The 15,903-nt window shown below is 51.1% G+C and carries 14 protein-coding genes; 9 read left to right on the top strand and 5 right to left on the bottom strand.

Annotation, left to right across the window (positions count from 1 at the left end; all coding sequences use genetic code 11):
* Positions 1 to 29: 29 nt before the first annotated feature.
* Positions 30 to 1,217, bottom strand: a complete 1,188-nt coding sequence (locus HA49_RS17170) for an MFS transporter (RefSeq protein ID WP_038015479.1) — start codon at positions 1,215 to 1,217, stop codon at positions 30 to 32.
* A gap of 171 nt (positions 1,218 to 1,388) precedes the next feature.
* Between HA49_RS17170 and HA49_RS17165 the strand changes: the two genes are divergently transcribed.
* Complete coding sequence (locus tag HA49_RS17165; RefSeq protein ID WP_038015476.1) at positions 1,389 to 2,015, top strand: TetR/AcrR family transcriptional regulator; 627 nt, start codon at positions 1,389 to 1,391, stop codon at positions 2,013 to 2,015.
* A 56-nt stretch (positions 2,016 to 2,071) separates the two neighbouring features.
* Here the strand turns inward: HA49_RS17165 and HA49_RS17160 are convergent, their stop codons facing one another.
* Positions 2,072 to 2,296 (bottom strand): hypothetical protein, encoded by a 225-nt coding sequence (locus HA49_RS17160; protein ID WP_156994687.1) that lies wholly within the window; start codon positions 2,294 to 2,296, stop codon positions 2,072 to 2,074.
* An 89-nt stretch (positions 2,297 to 2,385) separates the two neighbouring features.
* Here HA49_RS17160 and HA49_RS17155 point away from each other — a divergent pair, with 89 nt between their 5' ends.
* Positions 2,386 to 3,855, top strand: a complete 1,470-nt coding sequence (locus HA49_RS17155; RefSeq protein WP_038015472.1) for a M16 family metallopeptidase — start codon at positions 2,386 to 2,388, stop codon at positions 3,853 to 3,855.
* Between the two features lie 40 nt (positions 3,856 to 3,895).
* Here the strand turns inward: HA49_RS17155 and ppiC are convergent, their stop codons facing one another.
* Positions 3,896 to 4,177, bottom strand: a complete 282-nt coding sequence (ppiC, locus tag HA49_RS17150) for a peptidylprolyl isomerase PpiC (RefSeq protein WP_038015469.1) — start codon at positions 4,175 to 4,177, stop codon at positions 3,896 to 3,898.
* A gap of 80 nt (positions 4,178 to 4,257) precedes the next feature.
* On the opposite strand from ppiC, the gene rep reads away from it, so the two are divergent.
* Positions 4,258 to 6,285 carry a DNA helicase Rep gene (gene rep / locus HA49_RS17145; protein WP_038015467.1) on the top strand — a complete coding sequence of 676 codons (2,028 nt, stop codon included), beginning with the start codon at positions 4,258 to 4,260 and terminating at the stop codon, positions 6,283 to 6,285.
* A 38-nt stretch (positions 6,286 to 6,323) separates the two neighbouring features.
* Here rep and gppA read toward each other — a convergent pair whose 3' ends face one another.
* Both gppA and rhlB read right to left on the bottom strand, forming a co-directional pair.
* A complete protein-coding gene (gppA, locus tag HA49_RS17140) occupies positions 6,324 to 7,808 on the bottom strand; it encodes a guanosine-5'-triphosphate,3'-diphosphate diphosphatase (RefSeq protein WP_038015464.1) in 1,485 nt (494 codons plus the stop codon).
* A 7-nt stretch (positions 7,809 to 7,815) separates the two neighbouring features.
* Positions 7,816 to 9,105: an ATP-dependent RNA helicase RhlB gene (gene rhlB, locus HA49_RS17135; protein WP_038015461.1), complete on the bottom strand. Its 1,290-nt coding sequence runs from the start codon at positions 9,103 to 9,105 to the stop codon at positions 7,816 to 7,818.
* 117 nt (positions 9,106 to 9,222) lie between these two features.
* Here rhlB and trxA point away from each other — a divergent pair, with 117 nt between their 5' ends.
* From trxA to wecC, 6 genes are all read left to right on the top strand, one after another.
* Positions 9,223 to 9,555 carry a thioredoxin TrxA gene (gene trxA, locus HA49_RS17130; RefSeq protein ID WP_038015458.1) on the top strand — a complete coding sequence of 111 codons (333 nt, stop codon included), beginning with the start codon at positions 9,223 to 9,225 and terminating at the stop codon, positions 9,553 to 9,555.
* Between the two features lie 339 nt (positions 9,556 to 9,894).
* Complete coding sequence (rho, locus tag HA49_RS17125; RefSeq protein ID WP_038015767.1) at positions 9,895 to 11,154, top strand: transcription termination factor Rho; 1,260 nt, start codon at positions 9,895 to 9,897, stop codon at positions 11,152 to 11,154.
* A 260-nt stretch (positions 11,155 to 11,414) separates the two neighbouring features.
* Positions 11,415 to 12,500 (top strand): UDP-N-acetylglucosamine--undecaprenyl-phosphate N-acetylglucosaminephosphotransferase, encoded by a 1,086-nt coding sequence (wecA, locus tag HA49_RS17120; protein WP_038015455.1) that lies wholly within the window; start codon positions 11,415 to 11,417, stop codon positions 12,498 to 12,500.
* A 34-nt stretch (positions 12,501 to 12,534) separates the two neighbouring features.
* On the top strand, positions 12,535 to 13,425 hold the full coding sequence (locus tag HA49_RS17115; RefSeq protein ID WP_038015453.1) for a Wzz/FepE/Etk N-terminal domain-containing protein: 891 nt from the start codon (positions 12,535 to 12,537) through the stop codon (positions 13,423 to 13,425).
* A 47-nt stretch (positions 13,426 to 13,472) separates the two neighbouring features.
* Positions 13,473 to 14,603 (top strand): non-hydrolyzing UDP-N-acetylglucosamine 2-epimerase, encoded by a 1,131-nt coding sequence (gene wecB / locus HA49_RS17110; RefSeq protein WP_038015766.1) that lies wholly within the window; start codon positions 13,473 to 13,475, stop codon positions 14,601 to 14,603.
* The gene (wecC, locus tag HA49_RS17105; RefSeq protein WP_038015450.1) at positions 14,600 to 15,859 is read left to right on the top strand and encodes a UDP-N-acetyl-D-mannosamine dehydrogenase; all 1,260 of its coding nucleotides are present in this window, start codon (positions 14,600 to 14,602) and stop codon (positions 15,857 to 15,859) included. Before wecB ends, wecC begins: the two co-directional genes overlap by 4 nt.
* The last annotated feature ends 44 nt before the right edge of the window (positions 15,860 to 15,903 follow it).

Here is a 15,903-nt window from a genome sequence, read left to right as displayed (position 1 = left end):
GGCCGTACCTGTAGGCCCCGGTTTACTTTCTATCTGCTACCTCTGCTGCCTGCAGGAAATCCATGATTACCGGCCCGCCATACAATCCCCAGAGTGATTAACAGCAGCAAGAGTAATACCCGTGGGATCGACTCGCTACCGCCATGTCTGAGCAGCAACCCGCCACATACGCCACCCAGCGCAATGGCACTGTTCCATGTCACTACATTGAGTGATAACGCCACATCAGCATGTTTTCCGGAGGCATCGGCCAGGGCTGTTTGCAGCAAAGTTGCTGCTCCGCCGAAAGTCAGGCCCCACAGTGCTGTTCCGCCATAAATAGCCGGGGCTGAAGTGCCATACAGGCTAAATAACAGTGCTACCAGGGCAAACCCGGCGACCGACAGTAATACTGCCTGACGCAGGTAGCGATCAACCACATATCCGGTCATCACGATGCCAGCCAGCGCTGTCAGTCCAAACACCAGTAGTACCAAATCGACCCGGGGAGCGAGACCGGCCGGGGCAATAAACGGGGTAATATAGGTATAGAGGATGTTATGAGCCAGCATCCAGCCTAACACCACCACCAGCACCGGCCGGACACCGGGTACCAAAAGAGCAGTGCGCAGTGTGGTTTGTTGCGACTCTGACTCCGCCGCGACTTTCGGGACAGACAGCATTATCCAGCCCGTCAGGAGCAGTGATAATCCGGACATTATCGCAAATGTCAGCCGCCAGCCAGCCAACTCACCCATCCAGGTGCCTGCCGGAACCCCCAGAGAGAGAGCTACCGGAGTGCCAGCCATCGCAATTGCCAGCGCCCGCCCCTGTAATGATGGCATGACTATCCTGCGGGCAAATCCAGCCAGCAGGCTCCATGCCAGGCCGGCACAGGCTCCGGCCATAAAGCGGGCGAACATAATCATCGTGACGTTACCGGAAATGGCGGTCAGACTGTTAAATACCAGAAAACCCAGGACCGTCAGTAATAACACCCGGCGTCCCGGCCATGAACGGGTGAGTAAGGTCAACGGGATAGCCAGCAGCAGCGAGCCTGCAGCATAGGCCGTGACCATCTGACCGGCCAGAGAAGGGGAAACCGCCAGGCTCTGGCTAATCTGCGGCAATAGCCCTGCCGGGATGGTCTCGGTCAGGATGCAGATAAATCCGGTCATCGCCAGGGCCAGCAGGGCTGAGACGGGGAGCTTTTTCGCGCCTTCCGGGGGAGATTGCATGTGTTTAGGTTCCGTTGTGCAGGGAAAGAAAAGCAGGGTCCCTGGCTAAGCCAGAGTCTGCCATACGCCGGAAATTAATTATGTACCGGTTGATATATAATTAAATGCCCTGGCTCAGGTTGTCAAATAAATATGTATCAATTAGTATCTAATTAACATAAGGGGGGAACCATGAAAGCCGGACGACCAAGACAATTCGACAGACAGCAAGCGGTGATCACTGCCATGCATCTGTTCTGGCAGAATGGCTATGACGCCACATCGCTTTCTCAGTTGAAAGCGGCCATCGGAGGCGGGATTACCGCTCCCAGCTTTTATGCGGCATTTGGTTCGAAAGAGGCTTTATTCCGTGAAGCGGTAGAGTGCTATTTGCAAACCCATGCGCAGGTTACGGAAACGCTCTGGGATGAAAGTCTGGGGCCACGTTTGGCCCTGGAAAGTGCATTCAGAGGATCACTACGGATGCAATATGAGGAAGGTCATCCACGGGGGTGTATGGTCGCACTGGGGGTAATGTCCTGTATCGCTGAACAGGACAGGGCGATACTGGCACCTCTGACGGCTTCTCGCCAAAGAACACGGGACGGTATTCAGTTCTGTATTGACCGGGGTATCCGCAGTGGTGAACTGCAAAATAGCCCCGCGACCCAGGCACTAACCACCGTGTTTGACAGCTTTATGCTGGGGATTTCCACTCTGGCCCGCGATAATGCCCCTAAGCAGAGTATAGAGCAGGCGATTGAACAGATACTGACACTGTGGGATGCCGCGAGACTGACGGATAAGGCGTCGGAATAGCTGCGTTGTTGCCTTGCCCGTGAAGCAGACGGGCAGGGATGATACTTTTTGTGCCGTCACTGTTCTGTGAAAACCGGGAGATTTCCCGTCATTCTGCCGACGTTGGCGGCGTGTTTTTCTTTAATCATGCTATTTCCCTGAACAATTCCGATATTTTTCGCTTTTTCCTTGCCGCAGTGCCTGACTTTTGGATAATAAAGCCCGAAATTTTCTGAATGTTTTTTTACGTTGTCGCGCGACATCCGGTTTTTTCTGTGGTCAAAAAAACGATGTTCTATCAAAACAGTATTCAGAAACACCTGGAATGTATGTATGGCAATGAAATGCCAGTGAAAATTATGTTTTTCACCTTTTGAATGTAGGGGTTCACATGCAGGGCACCAAATTTATGCACTGGGTGGGCGGGGCTTTCTTCGCCGTAGCCAGTTTCACGTTGCACGCTGAGGCCCTTCAGCCAGATCCTGCCTGGCAACAGGGGAAACTAAAAAATGGTTTCAGCTGGCAGGTGCTTTCGACACCCCAGCGTCCGACAGACAGCATTGAATTACGGTTAGTGGTCGAGAGTGGATCATTAAACGAAAGTGCATTACAGACGGGTTACAGCCATCTGCTGACCCGGCTGGCGCTGGTTCATAACACAGCCATTAATGCCGCCACGCAGAGAAAATTATGGCGGCAAAGTATTGATCAAAATAGTACCTTAGCGCCGGCAGTGACGTCCTATGACTTTACTCAGTACAACCTGAGTCTACCTGCTAATCGCCCGGATTTACTCAAAGAGGCATTACAATGGCTGGCGGGTACTGCCGGCAGCATGGTGATTAACCCGCAAATGGTTAATGCCGCACTGAGCGCTTCTGATCCTACGGCCAGCTGGCCTGCCAATCCCGGGGATGTCTGGTGGCGTTATCGTCTGAAAGGGTCGGCACTACTGGCCCATGACCCACAGGCCAGCAGTGCCGTTCCGGTAGATGTTGCGCAGTTAAATAGCTTTTACCATAAATGGTATACCCCGGATGCCATGACACTGTATGTGGTCGGAAATGTAGATACCCGTGCGTTATCGGAACAGATAGGCAAAACTTTTTCGTCACTTTCCGGAAAGCGTAATACTCCACCTTCGGTGGCCGTGTTACCTCCGTTATCTGACCAGGCAGTCAATCTGGTCGATAATCAGGGAGTCGGAGACCGGTTATCGCTGATTTGGGATATGCCATGGTCACCGATCACTGACTCTCATTCTTTGCAGCAATACTGGCTGGGAGACCTGGCCCGTGAAGTGCTGTACTGGCATCTGCAACCTGCTGAGCCGGAAACGACGAATACCGATACCCGCTTTGGTCTGGATTGTCGCGTATTTTACCAGCGGGCCCAGTGTGGCCTGAACATTGATACCTCTGCGGAGAACATGCCTGGTCAGGTAGATAAAGTGGCAACAGATTTTGCCAACCTGCGGGATAAAGGTCTGACTCAGAGTGAGTTCGATAGCCTGATGGCCAGAAAACTGACAGAACTGAATACACTCTTTGCCACCTATGCACGGACCGGGACGCAGACACTGATGTCACAACGTCTGCGTTCGCAGCAGAATGCGGTAGTGGATATATCACCGGAACAATACCAGCGGTTACGCCAGGCTTTCCTGGGAGGATTAACCCTGGAGGCGCTGAATCACGAGCTGCATCTGCAACTGTCACAGCCATTAAGTATGGTGCTGGTTCAGCCTCAGGGGGAAGCCGAAATCCCCGTCAACAGCCTGAAAACACGCTTTGACGGAATTCTTAATCCTCCCACAGGTAGTGGCGAAACCCCATCGCCGGCACCGGCAGCAAATCAGTAACGGCAGAATCAGGGCAGGTCTGTGGCGTAAGGGGAAGGACTCAGTTACGCCACAGGACTTTGATAATATGGTACCCGAAGCTGGTTTTTACCGGACCATATGGGGTCAGTAACGGACAGGAAAAGACCGCTTTATCAAAGGCCGGGACCATCTGGCCGCGCCTGAATTCTCCCAGTTCACCGCCTTTTCGTCCGGAAGGGCAGGTGGAGTACTTTTTTGCCAGTTGCTGAAAACTGGCCCCTTTTTGCAGACGAAGCAGTAATTCTTTCGCCTGAGTTTCTTCTTTGACCAAAATATGGAGTGCGGCGGCTGTTTTAGCCATATTTCTGCTCCGGCAGTCTGAGATGTGTATACTTGCCGCTTTATATACCATTCTTTCAGTTATCGACAGAGCGATTTTTTATGCGTTTAAACCCCAGTCAGCAACATGCCGTTGAGTATGTTACCGGTCCTTGTCTGGTGCTGGCGGGTGCCGGCTCCGGCAAAACCCGGGTCATCACTAACAAAATAGCCCACCTGATCCGAGCCTGTGGTTACCAGGCCCGGCATATCGCAGCGGTGACTTTTACCAACAAAGCTTCCAGAGAAATGAAAGAGCGTGTCGCGCAGACTTTAGGCCGTAAAGAAGCCCGTGGACTGCTGATTTCGACTTTCCATACACTGGGGTTGGAAATTATCAAACGCGAATATGCCGCATTGGGCATGAAGTCCAACTTTTCTCTGTTTGATGATCAGGACCAGATGGCATTGCTGAAAGAATTGACAAAGCCATGGCTGGAAGAAGATAAGACGCTGTTACAGAACCTGATTTCTGCCATATCTAACTGGAAGAATGATCTGGTATTACCGGAGGGTGCAGCGGGTTTAGCGAAATCGGCACAGGATAATGTGTTTGCTCACTGTTATCAGCTCTATGATCAACATCTGCGTTCCTGCAATGTGCTGGATTTCGACGATCTGATTTTACTGCCGACTTTGTTGCTACAACGCAATGAAGAGGTCAGGGAACGCTGGCAGCAGCGCATCCGTTATCTGTTGGTCGATGAATATCAGGATACCAACACCAGTCAGTATCAGCTGGTAAAACTTCTGGTTGGATCACGGGCCCGGTTTACGGTAGTGGGTGATGATGATCAGTCAATTTACTCATGGCGTGGTGCACGACCGCAAAATCTGGTGCTGCTGAGTCAGGATTTCCCGGCGCTGGAAGTGATCAAACTGGAACAGAATTATCGTTCCTCGCAGCGAATTTTGAAATCCGCCAATATTCTGATTGCCAACAATCCACATGTATTTGAGAAAAAATTATTTTCAGAACTGGGTGAAGGTAGTTTGCTGAAGGTGATCACTGCGAACAATGAAGATCATGAAGCGGAACGGGTCACCGGTGAGCTGATTGCTCATCACTTTATCCAGAAAACGAATTACAAGGACTATGCGATTCTCTACCGGGGAAACCATCAGTCGCGGGTGTTCGAAAAATTGCTGATGCAGAACCGTATTCCTTACCGGATTTCCGGGGGAACCTCATTTTTCTCCCGTCCGGAAATTAAAGATATCCTGGCTTACCTGCGGGTTCTGACAAATCAGGAAGATGACAGCGCCTTCCTGAGAATAGTGAATACACCGCGTCGTGAAATTGGTCCGGCAACGTTGCAAAAGCTGGGTGAGTGGGCCTCCATTCGTAATAAAAGCCTGTACCATGCCAGTTTTGACCTGGGGCTGGCGGAGCGTCTGCCGGCGAGAAGTCTTGAACATCTGCAACGTTTTACTCACTGGCTGAATTCAGTGATCACCCTGAGTGAACGCGAACCGGTTGCTGCCGTCAGGGACCTTATCCACGGCATCAGTTATGAAAGCTGGTTATTTGAGAATTCTGCCAGTCCGAAAGCCGCTGAGATGCGAATGAAAAATGTGAACACGCTGTTCCAGTGGATGACCGAAATGCTCGAAGGCAATGAACTGGATGAGCCGATGACACTGACTCAGGTAGTAACGCGCTTTACCCTGCGTGACATGATGGAACGGGGAGAGAGCGAAGATGATCAGGACCAGGTGCAGCTGATGACTCTGCACGCCTCAAAGGGGCTGGAGTTTCCCTATGTCTATCTGGTTGGAATGGAAGAAGGGCTGTTACCTCACCAGAGCAGTATTGATGAAAATAATATTGAAGAGGAGCGACGCCTGGCTTATGTCGGGATTACGCGGGCTCAGAAAGAGCTGACGTTTACTCTGTGTCGTGAACGCCGGCAATATGGCGAGCAGGTGCGTCCTGAGCCGAGTCGATTCTTGCTGGAACTGCCACAGGATGATCTGGTCTGGGAAGGTGACCGCAAGAAGGTCAGCAGTGAAGAACGGATGATTAACAGCCAGAGTCGGGTGGCCGGATTGCGGGCTATGCTGGAAAAGTCGAAGAAACAGAGCGGGTGAATGTCGCCGGCCGCAGGGGAAGCGGCCGGTGTCTGTTATCAGCCGAGAGTCAGCAGCCAGTGAACATAACTCTGATAGTGGCACTCCTGCTCCAGGAATTCAGCCCGTAACGGGTGAGTTTCCAGCCAGCCTGCGGGTAGCGTCAGATGCATCGCCTCGTCGCTGGCCTGTAGCCTGAGGGCCGGCAAAGTATCATCCCGACGACGGCTGGAGAAAATAATGGCCAGTCGCAGTAAGCGGCAGATACGTTCAGCCAGGCGCGGAGGCAGAGCATTTTGCTGGGTTAATAGTGCCAGGTCGATACTGCCCTGTTGGTTTTGTAACAGAGAAGAAATCAGTTTTTTCTGTGCGGGGGTAAAGCCCGGTAAATCAAGAGAACGAACCAGATAGGCAGCATGGTGAGGAGCCTGACGATGATCCACACTCAGGCCGATTTCATGGATAGCGCAGGCACTCAGCAGTAATTCGCGGCAGCGGGCATCCAGTTTCCAGCTCTGGCTGACCTGACGAAAAAAAACATCCGCCAGTTGCTGCACACGGAGAGCCTGTTCTCCGTCAATAGCAAAACGGCGCTGGACATTATGTAATGTCCGGGTGCGAATATCTTTGTCGACAGGCAGATTCAACATGCCGTAGACCAGCCCTTCACGTAATGCACCGCCCGCCAGGGTCATACTGTCTATCTGCAATTCATGAAAGATAGCGATCAGAATAGATAAGCCACTGGGGAATACCAATGCGCGTTCGAGAGTCAGTCCTTCAATTTCCAGCTCTTCGAGTTTGCCACACTGGATGGCGCGTTGTTTCAGTTGCCGGAGTTTGCTAAGGGTGATCTGTTCATCCATCCCCTGAGCGACCATGATTTCCTGCAATGCCTGAACGGTTCCTGATGCGCCGACACAAATTTCCCAGCCTTTCTCACACAGAACCGGGGCTACCTGACGGATTTTTTCTCTTGCCGCCAGCTCCGCCTGTTCAAAATTTTCGCGGGTCAGATAACGGTCGGTGAAGTAACGTTCGAGCCAGGTGACACATCCCATGGACAGGCTGAATAATGCCGTGGTATCTGCCCCGGAACCGGTGACTAATTCGGTACTGCCACCACCAATGTCCACCACCAGACGCTGATCAGAGCCTCCGGTGGTATGAGCGACACCCTGATAAATCAGTCGTGCCTCTTCCTCACCACTAATGACTTCAACAGGGCATCCCAGAATGTTTTCAGCGGTTGAAAGAAACTGCTGCGCATTGGTCGCCAGACGTAAGGTTGCAGTAGCGACCACCCGAATCTGACTGGCAGGGATGTCCTGAAGTTGTTCAGCAAAGAGACGCAAACATTGCCAGCCGCGAGTCATAGCCTCGTCAGACAAATGATTATCCTGACTCAGCCCGGTCGCCAGCCGCACTTTACGTTTAATTCGGGCAACAGTCTGGATGCTTCCGGAGATTTCACGCACCACCAGCATATGAAAGCTGTTAGAACCTAAATCAATAGCAGCATAAAGTGATGATGCGTTCTGCATAGCTGGTTTAACCTGAACGTTTACGGTTATTGTTACGTGGAGGACCACTGCGACGGTTATTATTGTTGCCCCTGCGGTTATTGTTCGCCGGGCGACGAGCCAGACGTTTTGGTGCAGGCAAATCCGTCAATAAAGCGTCACTGTTGTATTTACTGACCGGAATACTGTGGCCGATATATTCCTCAATGGCCGGTAAATTCAGTGCATATTCTTCACATGCCAGGCTGATAGAATGCCCGCTGGCACCCGCTCTGCCGGTACGACCAATCCGGTGTACGTAATCTTCACGATCATCCGGTAAATCGTAGTTAAATACATGGGTCACTTCCGGAATGTGTAACCCCCGTGCTGCAACATCGGTAGCCACCAGAATGTCCAACTGACCTTTAGTAAAGTCTTCCAGAATCCGCAGGCGCTTTTTCTGTGGTACATCACCGGTTAACAGGCCGACGCGATGGCCGTCTGCAGCCAGATGTCCCCAGACATCTTCACAACGATGTTTGGTATTGGCGAAAATGATCGCACGGTCTGGCCACTCTTCTTCTACCAGGGATTGCAGTAAGCGCATCTTCTCTTCGTTAGAAGGGTAGAACAGCTCTTCTTTTATGCGGTGACCTGTTTTCTGTTCAGGTTCAACTTCGACATATTCTGCGTTATTCATATGCTCAAATGCCAGTTCCCGTACCCGCCATGACAGGGTGGCAGAGAACAGCATGTTCAGGCGCTGATTCGCCGCAGGCATACGGCGGAACAACCAACGGATATCTTTGATAAAGCCCAGGTCGAACATACGATCGGCTTCATCCAGTACCACCACCTGAATGGCACTCAGGTCGATGTAGTTCTGTTTGGCATAATCGATCAACCGTCCGGTGGTGCCAATCAGAATATCTACACCCTGTTCAAGAACCTTCAGTTGTTTATCATAGCCATCTCCACCATAGGCCAGGCCGAGTCGCAACCCGGTGTTATCTGCCAGAGGCTCGGCATCAGCATGGATCTGCACCGCCAGTTCGCGGGTGGGAGCCATGATTAATGCCCGAGGCTGATTCACTTTGTGGCCTTCAGCCACCGGATGAGACAGCAAATAATGGAACGTTGACGTCAGGAACGCCATCGTTTTTCCCGTACCGGTTTGCGCCTGACCCGCGATATCATGCCCTGAAAGGGTATAAGGCAGTGCTAATGCCTGAATCGGTGTACAGTACTGAAATCCTTTATTATCAAGGGCTTCAACTACCTTAGGGTGCAGGGCGAAGTCGGAAAACTTCTTTTCTGTTAAGTGTGTTTTGCTCATAGTGTGGTAGAATATCAGCTTAATGTCGCTTTACGAAAGCGTATCCAATGAAATAAAGTCAACTTACGTTGATTCATTATACGCCAATTCGCCAGGCATAATTCTGTGGAGCAAAATATGAGCAGCGATAAAATCGTTCACTTGACCGACAACAGTTTCGAAACCGACGTCCTGAAAGCTGACGGTGTGACACTGGTAGATTTCTGGGCTGAATGGTGCGGCCCTTGCAAAATGATCGCGCCAATTCTGGATGAAGTTGCCGAAGAATATCAGGGCAAACTCACTGTCGCGAAACTGAATATTGATGACAACCCGGGCACCGCGCCTAAGTATGGCATCCGTGGTATTCCGACCCTGCTGTTGTTCAAAGACGGCGAAGTCGCAGCCACTAAAGTGGGTGCTTTATCTAAAGGTCAGCTGAAAGAGTTCCTGAACGCTAACCTGGGCTAATTATGCCCACTGACGCCAGTGGTGGTTTATTTTTGTGCTATCACTGGACGTCTGCATTTTGTCGTGATAAGTTATCCCCACTGCATTACGCTCTTACCAGTAGTCAGAATCTAAGATTTCCTTTGTTAAGCCAGTCTGTGTTTCCATTTAGATGGATTAACAATCCGGTGGTTTACCACCACGTCGCATCAAGGCCGTCTCGTCATAGTCTGTCGCTGTTTAATAACGACTCCATTGTCGAGTTCAGTGTTAATATGTTTCTATTTACAGGCATGGATTTTAGCCATACCACTCATGACTAACATTTCGAGTAACACCCCGAGTCAAGAACCCATCACTATGAATCTTACCGAACTAAAAAATACGCCGGTGTCTGAGCTGATTACTCTCGGCGAAAATATGGGGTTGGAAAACCTCGCGCGTATGCGCAAACAGGACATTATTTTTGCCATCCTTAAGCAGCATGCAAAGAGTGGCGAAGACATCTTTGGTGATGGTGTGCTGGAAATATTACAGGATGGATTTGGTTTCCTCCGTTCTGCCGACAGCTCCTACCTGGCAGGCCCGGATGATATTTATGTCTCTCCCAGCCAGATTCGTCGGTTTAACCTGCGTACAGGTGACACCATCGCCGGAAAAATTCGTCCGCCAAAAGAAGGCGAACGCTATTTTGCCCTGCTGAAAGTCAACGAAGTCAACTACGACAAGCCCGAAAACGCCCGTAATAAAATCCTGTTTGAAAACCTTACCCCCCTGCATGCCAATAACCGCCTGCGGATGGAACGTGGTAACGGATCAACAGAAGATATTACTGCCCGTGTTCTGGATCTGGCATCACCCATCGGTCGTGGTCAGCGTGGTCTGATTGTTGCACCACCGAAAGCCGGTAAAACCATGCTGCTGCAGAACATCGCTCAGAGCCTGGCGTATAACTACCCTGATTGTGAGCTGATGGTACTACTGATTGACGAACGTCCTGAAGAAGTTACCGAGATGCAGCGTCTGGTAAAAGGTGAAGTCGTTGCTTCGACCTTTGACGAACCTGCTTCACGTCACGTCCAGGTTGCCGAAATGGTGATCGAAAAGGCCAAGCGTCTGGTCGAACACAAAAAAGATGTCATCATCCTGCTGGACTCGATTACCCGTCTGGCACGTGCCTATAACACCGTGGTTCCGGCTTCAGGTAAGGTACTGACCGGGGGTGTGGATGCCAATGCCCTGCATCGTCCTAAGCGTTTCTTTGGTGCGGCACGTAATGTGGAAGAGGGCGGAAGCCTGACCATTATCGCCACTGCACTGGTGGATACCGGCTCTAAAATGGATGAAGTTATCTATGAAGAGTTTAAAGGTACCGGCAACATGGAATTGCATCTGTCACGTAAAATCGCTGAAAAACGTGTTTTCCCTGCCATCGACTATAATCGTTCAGGAACACGTAAAGAAGAGTTGCTGACAACGCCGGAAGAACTGCAGAAAATGTGGATTCTGCGTAAAATTATCCACCCGATGGGTGAGATTGATGCTATGGAATTCCTGATTAACAAGCTGGCGATGACGAAAACTAACGAAGAATTCTTCGATATGATGAAACGCTCGTAACCACGAGTGCCTCACCGCGAATTAGGAATTTTTTGAAAGTAGCAAAACGCCACGTGATTACGTGGCGTTTTTGTTGTTCAGGCTATAGCATTATCAGGGACAAGGGACTTTGTGAAGGAGTTACACATGCAGATAATACTATTAACACGGAATCACGCGGACAGCACAGAACTCACCACCTGAATCAGGATAAAAACTTAAGAACCGATTTTCCTTAGTGAGTTTTCTGACTGAGAGCGTGGAATGTGAATTTACTCAATATGAGTACTGAACTTGGACTAACTTTCCTGTTTTCGCTGGTCTTTTTGTTCTTCGCCCGCAAAATAGCCCAAAAAGTTGGTTTGGTGGATAAACCGGACTCCCGAAAGCGTCATCAGGGTGCAGTGCCTCTGGTCGGTGGTATTTCGGTATTTGCCGGTATTTGTTTTGCACTGATTCTGACCAGCAGCTATCAGCCGCATGTGGTTCTGTACCTGTGTTGCTCCGGAGTCCTGGTTCTGGTGGGGGCACTGGATGATCGCTTTGATATCAGTGTAAAGTTGCGCGCGGTCGTTCAGGCGTTTGTCGCCATTGTGATGATGTCCGGCGCCCACCATTATCTGGTCAGTTTTGGCTATATACTCGGGCCCGTTGAACTGAATGTCGGTCCTTTTGGCTATCTTTTGACCTTGTTTGCGGTCTGGGCTGCTATTAATGCTTTCAACATGGTGGATGGCATCGACGGTTTACTCGGTGGGCTGTCTTCTGTCAGCTTCTGTGCTTTAGGTATTCTTCTTTATCTGAAAGGGCAACTGAGCCTGGCGTTCTGGTGCTTTGCGATGATAGCCGCCACTCTTCCCTATATTTTACTCAATCTGGGTATCCTGGGCCGCCGCTATAAAGTGTTTATGGGCGATGCCGGCAGTACCATGATCGGTTTTACGGTCATCTGGTTGTTACTGGAAACTACCCAGGGAGAGAATCATGACCTTCGCCCGGTGACGGCGCTATGGATTATTGCTATCCCACTGATGGATATGGTGGCGATTATGTACCGGCGGTTGCATAAGGGCATGAGCCCGTTTTCTGCCGATCGCCAGCATATTCATCATTTGATCATGCGGGCCGGTTTTACTTCCCGTCAGGCCTTCGTACTGATTACCCTTGCCGCTGCATTGCTGGCTGCTATCGGGGTCATTGGCGAGTGTGTGTCCTGGATACCAGAATGGGTCATGATGCTGCTGTTTCTGGTGGCATTCTCGGTCTATGGTTATTGCCTTAAACATGCGTGGCGGGTAGTCCGTCTGGTCCGCAGAATTAAACGCCGCTGGCATAATTTCCGCCATGCCCGCGAAAATCAGATTTAACCCCGGTTTCTATTGCGATAAGGATCTACCCGTTATGGTGTCTCCCTCTGTGGAAAATGAATTAAACGTTCCACTCCTGGTCAGTCGGTTGTGGCGGGGAAAAGGATGGATCATTGGTCTGGCGGCAGCCGGATTATTGTTAGCCTATGGCTATGCACAATGGGCGACTCAGGTGTGGAGTGCCACAGCGATTGTCGATCATCCTTCGGTTAGCCAGATAGCGCCTTATTACACTCAGCGTCAGCTACTCGCGACTCTGGAAGACAGTAATGCACCTCCCCCTGCGGCCTCAGCCGTGACTGATGAAGCTTATCAGGAGTTTTTATTACAGATTTCTTCCTGGGACAGTCGCCGGGACTTCTGGTTACAGTCACAGTATTTTCGTCGGCAACTTAATGGTCATGAAGCTCAGCGTGCGGTAATCCTTAACAGGCTTATCGGCAATATTCGCTTCCAGGCCGCTGAGCCGGTCCGCGGTACCCGCGACACACTCATTTTGCTGGCAGATAATGCTGCGGATTCGGCACAGTTACTCAGCCAGTATGTACAGTTTGCCAGCCAGCGGGCTATCCGTAGTCTGAACAGTAACCTCAGTGAAGAGTGGCGGAATGCCTGGCAGTTGCATCAGACTGAACTTATCAGGCAGAAGGTCGCCGTGGATGCTTTACAGAGCCAGGCTGCTGACAGCCACGGGGCTTCTGATAAGGGAGAGGCTGCTCTTGCTTCAGGTTATCTGCAAAATAAAGCGTTACTGGAAAGCCTGAAACCGGCACCGGTGTTGTCTGATGATATTCAGACATGGCGCTACCTGCGTTCACCGGAACCCCCGGTGAGCCCGGAAAGTCCGCGTTTGCTACTATTAATGGCACTGTGGGGAATGACAGGAGTATTTATCGGGGCGGTTATCGCCATTGCCCGCCGGTAAATAATCATATGTCAGCAGACAGATATCCGGAAAATAAGGAATCCTGTGTGAAAGTATTAACGGTCTTTGGCACGCGCCCTGAAGCGATAAAAATGGCTCCTCTGGTCCGTGCGCTGGCCGCGGATAACGAGATTAATGCGCGGTTGTGTGTAACAGCACAACACCGGGAAATGCTCGATCAGGTCCTGAGATTATTTAGTCTGCAACCCGATTATGATTTAGATATTATGCGGCCCGGCCAGGATCTGACGGCGCTGACCTGCCGTATACTGGAAGGGATGCAACAGGTTTTGTCAGACTTTCGCCCGGATATTGTGCTGGTGCATGGTGATACTACCACTACGATGGCGGTCAGTCTGGCGGCCTACTATCAGCGAATCACTATCGGACATGTGGAAGCAGGTTTGCGAACCGGCAATCTGCTGTCGCCATGGCCGGAAGAGGGGAACCGGAAGGTTGCCGGGCATCTTGCCCACTTCCATTTTGCGCCTACGGAACGCTCGCGACAAAATTTGTTGCGGGAAAATATCACCGCGCAACAGATCTTTGTGACCGGGAATACGGTGATTGATGCATTGCTGTGGGTCAGGGATAAAATCTGCCAGGATAAAGTGCTCAGCCAGCAACTGGCGGCGGGGTATCCGTTTCTTGAAACCGGCCGGCCGATGATCCTGGTCACCGGGCATCGGCGTGAAAGCTTTGGCGGAGGATTTGAACGTATCTGCGGTGCTCTGGCAGAACTTGCCGTTCGCCACCCTCAGGTGCAAATCGTCTATCCGGTACATCTTAATCCGAATGTCAGTACCCCGGTAAAACGGATACTCAGCGGGGTTAGCAATATTTATCTTATTGAACCCCAGGAATACCTGCCCTTTGTCTGGCTGATGAATAAAGCCCACCTGATTCTGACGGATTCCGGCGGAATACAGGAGGAAGCTCCGGCATTAGGGATTCCGGTGCTGGTGATGCGTGACACCACTGAGCGTCCGGAGGCGGTAGATGCCGGAACCGTACGGTTAGTCGGAACGGACAGCGAAAAAATCATCGCGGAAGCTTCGCGATTATTACAGCACTCCGATGCCTGGCGGCAGATGAGCCGGGCCCATAACCCTTACGGTGACGGGCAGGCCTGTCGGGAAATTATAAAGATATTAAAACAGCACAGAGTACATTTATGAGTTTTAAGACAATTTCTGTTGTCGGTCTGGGCTATATCGGCTTGCCAACAGCAGCAGTGCTTGCCTCTGAGAAAACGAATGTCGTTGGCGTCGATGTTAATCCACAGACTGTGGATATTATCAACCGCGGCGAAATACATATTGTGGAACCCTGTCTGGCTCAGAAAGTGGCAGAAGCGGTGGCCGGAGGATATTTACGGGCATCGACTACCCCACAACCGGCCGATGCGTTCCTGATTGCTGTGCCTACGCCATTTCGCTCTGAATATCAGCCCGAGTTAAGTTATGTTCGTGCTGCGGCAGAGTCTGTTGCCGGGGTCCTGAAGAAAGGAGACCTGATCATACTCGAGTCTACCTGTCCGGTGGGTACAACCGGACAGATGGCGGGTTGGCTGGCGGCACTTCGCCCGGACCTGATGTTCCCGCAGCATAGCGAGCAGCCAGATATTCATATTGCTTACTGCCCTGAACGGGTATTGCCCGGCAAAATAATGAGTGAACTGGTCAACAATGATCGTGTTATTGGAGGTATGACTCCCGCATGTTCCGCCAGGGCTCGTCAGCTATATCAGCTGTTTGTTCGTGGGGAATGCATCGTCACCGATGACCGTACCGCCGAAATGTGTAAACTGACTGAGAATAGCTTTCGGGATGTCAATATTGCTTTTGCTAACGAACTGTCGATGATTTGTCATGAACAGCAGATCAATGTATGGCAACTGATTGCCCTGGCAAACCGTCATCCACGGGTGAATATCCTGCAGCCAGGCCCTGGCGTCGGTGGTCATTGTATTGCTGTCGATCCCTGGTTTATTGTGGCTCAGAATCCACAGCAGAGCCGGTTAATACGCACGGCGCGCGAGGTCAATGACAGTAAGCCTGGCTGGGTGATGGATCAGGTGAAGCAGCAACTGGCTGATTGCCTCAACGCAACATCACAACGTGCCTCTGAGATTACTATTGCCTGTTTCGGACTGGCTTTTAAAGCAGATATTGATGATTTACGCGAAAGTCCGGCGCTGAATGTGGTACAGATGATTAGCCGGTGGCACCAGGGTCAGGTATTAGCCGTAGAACCGAATATTACGCAGTTGCCATCTTCACTGGCAGGTGAGGTGACACTGGCGGACAGTGAAACTGCCCTGCAACAGGCAGATATCCTCGTCTTGCTGGTTGATCACCGGCAATTCAAAACGATTGACCTGCAACGTTTGGCCGGGCACCGGGTCGTAGATACCCGCGGTCTGTGGGAATAATACGGGAACGGGGCAGTGAAGGCTGACGGGCAGTTATCGGGGGC

Origin of the sequence: Tatumella morbirosei (assembly GCF_000757425.2) — a bacterium.
GTDB lineage: Bacteria > Pseudomonadota > Gammaproteobacteria > Enterobacterales > Enterobacteriaceae > Tatumella > Tatumella morbirosei.
This window is presented reverse-complemented; position numbering and strand designations above follow the sequence as displayed.

What these genes read in the sequence shown, in the direction of transcription:
- HA49_RS17170 (WP_038015479.1), bottom strand. Translation starts at nt 1,217, where the DNA reads ATGCAATCTCCCCCGGAAGGCGCGAAAAAGCTCCCCGTCTCAGCCCTG.
- HA49_RS17165 (WP_038015476.1), top strand. Translation starts at nt 1,389, where the DNA reads ATGAAAGCCGGACGACCAAGACAATTCGACAGACAGCAAGCGGTGATC.
- HA49_RS17155 (WP_038015472.1), top strand. Translation starts at nt 2,386, where the DNA reads ATGCAGGGCACCAAATTTATGCACTGGGTGGGCGGGGCTTTCTTCGCC.
- ppiC (WP_038015469.1), bottom strand. Translation starts at nt 4,177, where the DNA reads ATGGCTAAAACAGCCGCCGCACTCCATATTTTGGTCAAAGAAGAAACT.
- rep (WP_038015467.1), top strand. Translation starts at nt 4,258, where the DNA reads ATGCGTTTAAACCCCAGTCAGCAACATGCCGTTGAGTATGTTACCGGT.
- gppA (WP_038015464.1), bottom strand. Translation starts at nt 7,808, where the DNA reads ATGCAGAACGCATCATCACTTTATGCTGCTATTGATTTAGGTTCTAAC.
- rhlB (WP_038015461.1), bottom strand. Translation starts at nt 9,105, where the DNA reads ATGAGCAAAACACACTTAACAGAAAAGAAGTTTTCCGACTTCGCCCTG.
- trxA (WP_038015458.1), top strand. Translation starts at nt 9,223, where the DNA reads ATGAGCAGCGATAAAATCGTTCACTTGACCGACAACAGTTTCGAAACC.
- rho (WP_038015767.1), top strand. Translation starts at nt 9,895, where the DNA reads ATGAATCTTACCGAACTAAAAAATACGCCGGTGTCTGAGCTGATTACT.
- wecA (WP_038015455.1), top strand. Translation starts at nt 11,415, where the DNA reads ATGAGTACTGAACTTGGACTAACTTTCCTGTTTTCGCTGGTCTTTTTG.
- HA49_RS17115 (WP_038015453.1), top strand. Translation starts at nt 12,535, where the DNA reads ATGGTGTCTCCCTCTGTGGAAAATGAATTAAACGTTCCACTCCTGGTC.
- wecC (WP_038015450.1), top strand. Translation starts at nt 14,600, where the DNA reads ATGAGTTTTAAGACAATTTCTGTTGTCGGTCTGGGCTATATCGGCTTG.